This window comes from Streptomyces sp. NPDC046727, assembly GCF_040645635.1.
Taxonomy (GTDB): domain Bacteria; phylum Actinomycetota; class Actinomycetes; order Streptomycetales; family Streptomycetaceae; genus Streptomyces.
In genome coordinates, this window is sequence record NZ_JBEYYR010000060.1 from 23864 (window position 1) to 31619 (window position 7756).

General features: G+C 68.5%; 5 protein-coding genes and 1 pseudogene. 3 read left to right on the forward strand and 3 right to left on the reverse strand.

All coding sequences use genetic code 11. The features are described 5' to 3' along the window. Positions 1-33: 33 nt before the first annotated feature. On the forward strand, positions 34-1071 hold the full coding sequence (locus ABZ937_RS41005) for a hypothetical protein (RefSeq protein ID WP_361700291.1): 1038 nt from the start codon (positions 34-36) through the stop codon (positions 1069-1071). A 210-nt stretch (positions 1072-1281) separates the two neighbouring features. Here ABZ937_RS41005 and ABZ937_RS41010 read toward each other — a convergent pair whose 3' ends face one another. Continuing rightward, positions 1282-1647, reverse strand: a complete 366-nt coding sequence (locus ABZ937_RS41010) for a nuclear transport factor 2 family protein (protein ID WP_317447525.1) — start codon at positions 1645-1647, stop codon at positions 1282-1284. A gap of 98 nt (positions 1648-1745) precedes the next feature. On the opposite strand from ABZ937_RS41010, the gene ABZ937_RS41015 reads away from it, so the two are divergent. Beyond that, positions 1746-2642 carry a LysR substrate-binding domain-containing protein gene (locus ABZ937_RS41015; RefSeq protein ID WP_361700294.1) on the forward strand — a complete coding sequence of 299 codons (897 nt, stop codon included), beginning with the start codon at positions 1746-1748 and terminating at the stop codon, positions 2640-2642. A gap of 351 nt (positions 2643-2993) precedes the next feature. Here the strand turns inward: ABZ937_RS41015 and ABZ937_RS41020 are convergent, their stop codons facing one another. Then, complete coding sequence (locus ABZ937_RS41020) at positions 2994-3311, reverse strand: hypothetical protein (RefSeq protein ID WP_361700297.1); 318 nt, start codon at positions 3309-3311, stop codon at positions 2994-2996. Positions 3312-3631: 320 nt separating this feature from the next. On the opposite strand from ABZ937_RS41020, the gene ABZ937_RS41025 reads away from it, so the two are divergent. Continuing rightward, positions 3632-7426, forward strand: coding sequence for a hypothetical protein (locus ABZ937_RS41025; RefSeq protein ID WP_361700300.1), 3795 nt, complete (start codon positions 3632-3634; stop codon positions 7424-7426). A gap of 214 nt (positions 7427-7640) precedes the next feature. Here the strand turns inward: ABZ937_RS41025 and ABZ937_RS41030 are convergent. Further along, positions 7641-7756, reverse strand: a pseudogene (locus ABZ937_RS41030) (IS5/IS1182 family transposase); the annotation flags it as partial.

The following is a 7756-nucleotide window of genomic DNA, read 5'->3' on the forward strand; positions in this document are numbered from 1 at the left end:
GGGCGGACAACGCTCCCTGAGGAGATGCCAGCCATGAAGACCTCGCCGCGCGCCACACAGGCAGCAGCCTCCCGTTCACGGCGCAGGGCCCTTCTGGCCCCCGTGTTCCTGCTGTGCTGCGCCGTCGCTGGATGTGCCGACGTCAGCGATCGGCCGGCCGTCGCCTCCCCGGTGGGCACGCCCACCCCCCGCAGCATGTCCGAACTGCGTCTGCCCCTGAACGCCTATCTGCCGACGCCGGAGCAACAGGCCCGCCTCGGCTATCTCACCTACCGTGTGCAGCAGGTGTGCATGCAACGGTACGGGTTCCGCTATCTCCGGAACCTGTCGGCGGAACAGGTCCGCACCACGTTGGCGACACAATCGGAATACGACTCGAGACGATACGGAATCAGTGACGGCCGCGTTGCTGCGGTGCACGGCTACCGGCTCAGCAGCGCATCAGCGGGATCCGCCGCGCCGCAGCCCATCGGCAGCCTCACCGAAAACCAGCGCACGGTGCTGTCCGGGCAGACGGCGGACGGCCATCGCGTCCGTACGTACCGGCACAAGCCCGTGCCGCCCGGTGGATGCGCCGGTGAGGCGCAGCGCGTACTGCACCCCGGCGGGGAGGCGGAGGCCGAGAAAGGATACGACTTGGTGACCAAGCTCCGCCGCATCGGCTTCCTGGACTCACGTGGCGACCGACGCATCATGCGGGTCAACGCGGCCTGGTCGGCGTGTATGAGACGTAAGGGACTCTCATACCGCGGGCCCGACGCCGCCTCCACCGATGCCCGCTGGACGGGCCGGGCGGCCGGCGGGACACCCAGCCGCACAGAGATCAAGGTCGCGCTGGCCGACGTCTCGTGCAAGTACGCGACGAACCTGCTCGGTGTGAACTTCGCCGTCGAGGCGGAGTCGGAGAACGACCTGATCGGGAAGAACCGTCACGCCCTGGAAGCAGTGCGTGTCCTGCGCGACACTGAAGTCGCAAGGCTGCCGGGCCTTATGCGCCGCTACGGTCAGCCGCAGCGGCGGCCCGGTGCGGACGCCGGCGTTGCCGGTGAGCGCGGTGGGCCTGCCGCATAGCAGCGAGAGCGAGCCGCTAATCCGGCGGGAGCGTAGTCGCCGCCGTTTCCGGCGCGCGGGGTGGGGCGAGCATCACCGAACGGCCTCCTGCCTGCCCCGCTTAGCGGCCTCTGGAATCACCACGATCTTGAGGGGCCATCGCGTCAGCGATGGCCCCTCAAGATCCCACTCAACAGCCTCCGTCCTTGCGAACTTTCGGAGGCGACGGGATCAGCGGGTGGGCGGGACGAACTCGGGCTGGTCGAGCAGGCGCAGCCAGCTTCCGTCGGACTGACGTCTGACGACCTGCGCCCGCGCGCCGGCCCCATCCTTGGGTGGGGTCGAGGTGAGGGCGATGTCGCCGCTGATCAACGTCGGCAGCGGCTGTTCCGGCTCGAAGCGGGGACCGTTGGCCAGCACCTTCTCCCATAGCGCACGGATCGCATCCCGCCCCACCGTCAGCTCGCCCGGCGGGTAGGCCATCACTGCGTCCTCTTCGTACAGCGCGGCGACCCCGGCCGCGTCACCGGCATTGGATCGCTCGACGAACAAGCGGGTGATGTCCTCGGGCCGCATCGCCTTCTCGTACTCCGGCATGGGTTCCTCCTAGCGTCGGGCTCCGGCACTTCTCAGCGTGATCGCCCACCAACCAGAAGTCCAACAGATGGATCTTCTACAAACTAGAATCCGCAGGCATGGAACTAAGGCAGCTGGAATACTTCGTCGCAGTCGCCGAAGAGCAGAACTTCACCCGTGCGGCCGGGCGGGTGCACATCAGTCAGTCCGGCGTCAGCGCCCAGATCCGCCAGCTCGAACGGGAACTCGGTGCCGAACTGTTCGACCGGTCGGCCCGAACCGTCACCCTCACCGTCGCGGGGAAGGCCGCACTCGAACACGCACGCGCCGCACTCGCCGCAGCTGGGGCAGTCGGCCAGGCAGTGGGCGAGGTGACCGACCTGATCCGGGGCCGGCTCACCGTTGGGATGGTCATCGGCTGCACCCTCACCCCGCTCTTCGAAGCCCTCGCCGTATTTCACGAGGCGCATCCCGGTGTGGAGATCTCGCTGCTGGAGGACAGCTCCGACCGGCTTGCCGAAGGGGTACGTACCGGCGCCGTCGACTTGGCACTCATCGGGACCGCAACGGCCACCCCCGACGGGCTGGACGCGCTGACAATCATCAGCGAACGGCTCATCGCGGCAGTCCCGGGCGGGCACCCCTTGGCGAAACAGCGACGGGTCACCCTACGCGACCTGATGGCCTACCCGATCGTGTGCATGCCACCCGGCACCGGCCTGCGCGCAGTATTTGACCAGGCTTGCGCCGCACAGAGCCTCCAACCCTCGATCACGCTGCAAGCCAGCGCCGCGGATGCCATTGCAGACCTCGCCGCCCGCGGGCTCGGCGTCGCCATCCTCAGCAACTCGATGGCCGCGAGCTACCGCGACCGGCTCACCGCCCGCACCATCGATGATGTCGAAACACCAGCATTGCTCACTCTGATCTGGAAGAGCGCACACAACCCCTCGGTGCGCGAGCTGCTCGTGCACAGCCGACAAGCCTTCACAGACTTTCTGGGGCTGCACCAGTAGAGGCCGACCCAGCGGCTTCACTACAAACCCACGGGGCCATCCCCCCATGTGAGGCAACAGACCCTCGGGTTCCCACCGAATGGCCTTCAGTTTTCGCGAACTCGCGGGTCTCAGCGGCCTCGGGACTGGTGGGCTCGCATGTACAGGTGTCGCGTATTCGCATGGCCAGCCAGCAAATGACTACTGATTGTCATGGACCGCGAGGGGGTCGAGGCCCACCCGTCCGCACTAAGCCTGGCTTCCCTTGCCCGCTTCCCGGCTTGGCTTTCCGGATCCCGAATACACCCTTCATCTCGGCTGAGCCTCCACCGAGGAGCCGTTGAGCGGCGGACTCAGACGACATCCCGTCAATTACCGCCAAGAATAGCGTTCCATGCTGGTGTGCCGGTTGGTCTGGCAGTACGCCCGGAGGGTTGTATTGGACACCCTTGTAGCGTCCCCGCAACTCTTGCGCGGGCACTCCCGCAGGGCCACGTGCGTGCCCTTGGTATGAATCTTCCTGACGGCGGCGGCCGAGGTGTCGGACACCGGCGTCAGCGCCGGGGTTCCGGTGGCCGCGGGCCGTGTGTCACGCGCGTCGAAGTGTGCGGGACCGGCCACGGCAAGGTTGCCGGCCAGGGCAAGGGTGGTCGCGGCGAAAGCGAACCCGTTGTGCGGCATCGCGGGCATTCCTGTGGTCCTTTCGGGTCTGTCCGTTCGGGCCTGTCCGGTCGCCGGGCGGACTGCTGGCCGGTCCCCTCGTGCCGGCCAGTTGCTGTGCGGGCGACCGGTGAACAGCCGGACCCGATATGCGGTCCGTGCCGTACGACCTCGACTTTTCCGGCCCGTGAATGGAATGGGCAGCCGGTCTTGCCGCCCTGATCAATGGCCGCGGCGCAGGTCGCGGGCGGGCCGGGCGGTCACTGGTGGTTGATGCCATGGGCGGGGGTGCGTAGCTTGGCGTTCGGTCGGTCCTGCGTCCACGGGGGAGGCGGGGAGAGGGGTGACCGATGGCGGGGCGTCCTGAGAGTCCGCTGGATCCGTCCGCGGGTCCGGTGCAGCGGCTGGCGTTCGAGTTGCGCAAGCTGAGGGCGGAGGCCGGCAGTCCCACGTACCGGGTGATGTCCCAGCGCTCAGGCCAGGGGGCAAGCACCCTGTCTCAGGCGGCGCAAGGTGAGCGGCTGCCGACGTTACCCGTCGTGCTCGGCTACGTGCGCGCCTGCGGCGGGGATGAGACGCAGTGGGAGGCGCGGTGGCGTGCGGCGGCCGCGGAGGTGGCTTCCGAACCGCGCACCGAGAGTGCGGATGCCGAGTCTCCGTACCGGGGTCTGGCCCGCTTCGAACCCGGCGACGCCGATCTGTTCTTCGGCCGCGACGAGCTCACCGACCGCCTGTTCGAGCTGACCCGCGTCCGTCGGTTCACTGCCGTGTTCGGCCCCTCGGGCAGCGGCAAGTCCTCTCTGCTGCGCGCCGGCCTCATCCCCCGCCTCCGCAACCCGGACCAGGCCACCCCACAGCCAGCCGCGCTGCGCATATTCACCCCGGGCGAGCACCCCCTGCACACCCACGAACAGCGGCTGGCACCGAAGGGCGGCGACGGGGACACGTGGCTGGTCGTGGACCAGTTCGAAGAGCTCTACACCCTCTGCCACGACCCGGCCGAGCGCGACCAGTTCATCGACCGGCTCCTGACGGCCACCGATGCCGCGAGTCATCTGCGTGTCGTCATCGCCGTCAGGGCCGACTTCCTCGGCCGCTGCGCCGAAAATCCCGCTCTGACCGCTGCGTTACAGGACGCGACCGTGCTGGCCGGCCCCATGAGCCGCGACGAGTTACGCGAGGCTGTCACCAAACCTGCCCAGGCCGCGGGGATGATCGTGGAACGTGCCCTGACCGCCCGCATCCTCGATGAGGTCGAAGACGAACCCGGCGCCCTGCCTCTGATGTCCCACGCCCTGCTGGAAACCTGGCGGCGCCGCAAGGGCCGAGCCCTCACTCTGGAGGCCTATGAGTCCCTCGGCGGCCTGCACGGTGCCATCATCCGTACCGCCGAAGACATCCACGACCGGCTCACGCCGACCCAGGCCCACCTCGCGCGTCGGATCCTGCTGCGTCTGGTCACCCCGGGAGACGGCGCCCCCGATACCCGTAGACCCGCCCGCCGCGAGGAGTTCGGCTTCGGCGAAGCCCCCGACACGACGACGGTGATCGAGCAGTTGGCCCGTGCCCGGCTGCTCACTCTGGACGACGAGCAGGTCGACCTTGCTCACGAGGCGCTCATCAGCGCGTGGCCTCGTCTGAGAAACTGGATCGACACCGATCGTGAGCGGCTGCGTGCCCAGCGGCGGCTGACGGAGGCCGCCGCTGCCTGGGACGCGCTGGACCGCGATACCGGTGCTTTGTACCGGGGCACGCTCCTGGCCGCCGCGGAAGAGGCGTTCCCCGCTGAGGATCGGGAACAGGCCCTGACGCCCCTGGAGGGCGCATTCCTCTCCACCAGCCTGCAGGCCCGGCGCCGCGAGCGAACCCGTCCGCGCATCCTGGCTACCGTGGTGTCCGTCCTGGTCGCGCTGGCCTTGACGGCTGGAGTGATCGCCTGGCAGCAGAGCCGGATCAGCACCGTGCAGCGCACCCAGGCCACCGCCCGCAGGGTCGCCGCCCTCGCGGACAGCCTGCGCTACACCGACCCGGCCACCGCCATGCGGCTCAGCGTCGCCGCCTGGCGGATCGCCCACACAATCGAGACGCGCTCCGCCCTCATCGGGGCCCTGGCCCAGAAGGAACAGGACACCTTCGTCCCCTCCGGCGACGAGGACAGCCAGCACTTCATGAGCCCCGACACTCGCACGCTTTTCGTCACCAGCAGTAAACACGTCGTGCGCTGGGATATCAGGACGCACCGCAGGACCGGCACCTTCCCTGGTTTGGGTGAGGACCGTGCGCTGGAGACTTCGGAGATCAGCCCTGACGGGCGGCACCTGCTGCTGGCAGGGGCCACGGACAGTGCCCGCGTGTGGGATATCGCTGCTGGCCGGTACGTTGCGGCCCCTATCCACCTCAGCCTCGCATACGGGGAGTTCGGCCCCAGCGGGCACACACTCAATATCCTGGGTGGGCGTGAAACCAACGACGTTCAGGTATGGGACTGGCGACGGCATCGGCTACTGTTCGAGCGGCACGGGCCGCGGGTCCAGGGCGCTATCGTCAGCCCCGATGACCGCCTGGCTGCCGTATGCGAGACCGGTCGGCCCGTGCAGGTGTGGGATATGGCCCGGCATCGTGCCCTGCCCACGCCCGGCATGCCAAAGGTCGTCGCCGACTTCGCCGAAATCGGATGCGGGCCCGTCCTCTTCAGCCCGGACAGTCATCGGATCGTGGCGGCTCTGCCCGAAGGAGGACTGCGTTCGTGGAACCTCCCGCTCGAAGCCACCGGCGCGTCCAAGGCCCAGGACGTCCCCAACAGTTTCGGTGACGCACCTGAGGTGAGCTACTCCGACGTCTCGGACATGGCGTTTAGCCGGGACGGCCGCTTTCTGGCCACCACCAATGACCGGGAGGTCCGGGTGTGGCGGCTGTCGGCTGGCGCTTCCGGTCCCGTCTTCCGCTATTCCCTGCCGACCGTCCGTGGTGAGAGCCACGGGATTGTGCAGTTCGGCCTGGACCCAGACGGCCGCACGGTCCGCTACCTCGTTCAGACCGGGGAGGACGCGGCGAAGGGAATCATGGTGCGCACCGTGTCGGCACGCGACGCAACCGCCTCCGGCTGGCGCAACGAACCGCTGGAGGACGCCCGGTTCAGTCCGGACGGCCGAACGCTGGCGGCGACATGGCGCAGCAGGCGTGTGAGTCATTTCCGCCTGACGGACGCCCGGACCGGCCGGGACGAGGCCGACCTGCCGGGCGCACCCTGTCCGGTCGAGCCGGGAAACGGTCCGCAGGACTGCGATGGGCGGATGGCCTTCAGCGCTGACGGCAGCACCTTTGCCTACACGGCGAGTGTTGACGAGCTTGCACACACGACGCAGCGCGCCATCGTGTGGGACGTACGTGCCCGTCGCGTCCGCGCGACCGTGGACCTCGGCCGCCCCAGTGACGGGATCATCGCCATCGCTCTCAGCCAGGACGGCACAACCCTGCTGGCCTCTCGGCTGAGGAACGACGACTCCCGTGTCGAAATCTGGGACATCGCTCGCCGCGCCAGATCGGGGGAGCTGCCCGGTGCGGGCGGAGACTGGGTGGCCCTCCGGCCCGACGATCGTCTTCTCGCGACATCCTTCGGACAGCTCGGCGATCTGTCCTCACGGCACGTCATGCACCGCCGGCTGGCGCAGGACTCGACCAGTGCGCTGGCTTTCAGCCCCGACGGCCAGTACCTGGCAGTGGGCGACCAGTCCGGCCGGGTGACCCTCTGGGACGGCCGGGCCGCACATCGCCTCGCGGTACTGGCCGGCACTTTCACCGACACCCGGCAGGACGACGGCGCAGCCGTCTCGGCCCTGGCCTTCTCACCCGACAACCGGACGCTCGCCGTGGGAGGCGACGACGGCACCCTCCAGCTGTGGGACGTCCCCACCGGTCAGCGGTTGGGTTCGACGATGACCACGGCCAACGAGCCGATCTTCTCCGTGGGTTTCGACGCGGACGGCAGGACTCTGCGTACGTCGGGCTGGTATGTGCCGCTGCACTCCTATCCCGCCGACCTGCCCTCGGTCGCGGCGCGCACCTGCCGCCGCGCCGGGCGCGGGCTCACTCACGCCGAGTGGGAGGAGTACGTCCCGGAACTGCCCTATCGCGACACCTGCTGATCGGCGCCAGAAGCCCGGCGAAGCGGAGGTTGGAGCGGGCGCCTTCAGGCGCTTGGCGGCCTGGCCCGCGTCGTACTTGGTTCGTCGCATGAGATCACCTCTCGCTCGTTCACCGGAAGCGGCGGACAGAACATGACAGAACACAACGAAAAGCTGTCAATGCGCCTTGGAAATAGCAAAGTTGGACGCGCACCGCTAGGCCGTTTCCTTCGGATCACCTCGCTGACCAGATGAGGATGGCGGCGAGGTGGAGTCCGGCCAGGTAGATGGTGGCGGTCTTGTCGTAGCGGGTGGCCAGGCCGCGCCACTGCTTGAGCTTGTTGATGCACC

Excerpts from the sequence above, each read along its gene's own strand:
- ABZ937_RS41005 (WP_361700291.1), top strand. The coding sequence starts at position 34 with ATGAAGACCTCGCCGCGCGCCACACAGGCAGCAGCCTCCCGTTCACGG.
- ABZ937_RS41010 (WP_317447525.1), bottom strand. The coding sequence starts at position 1,647 with ATGCCGGAGTACGAGAAGGCGATGCGGCCCGAGGACATCACCCGCTTG.
- ABZ937_RS41015 (WP_361700294.1), top strand. The coding sequence starts at position 1,746 with ATGGAACTAAGGCAGCTGGAATACTTCGTCGCAGTCGCCGAAGAGCAG.
- ABZ937_RS41020 (WP_361700297.1), bottom strand. The coding sequence starts at position 3,311 with ATGCCCGCGATGCCGCACAACGGGTTCGCTTTCGCCGCGACCACCCTT.
- ABZ937_RS41025 (WP_361700300.1), top strand. The coding sequence starts at position 3,632 with ATGGCGGGGCGTCCTGAGAGTCCGCTGGATCCGTCCGCGGGTCCGGTG.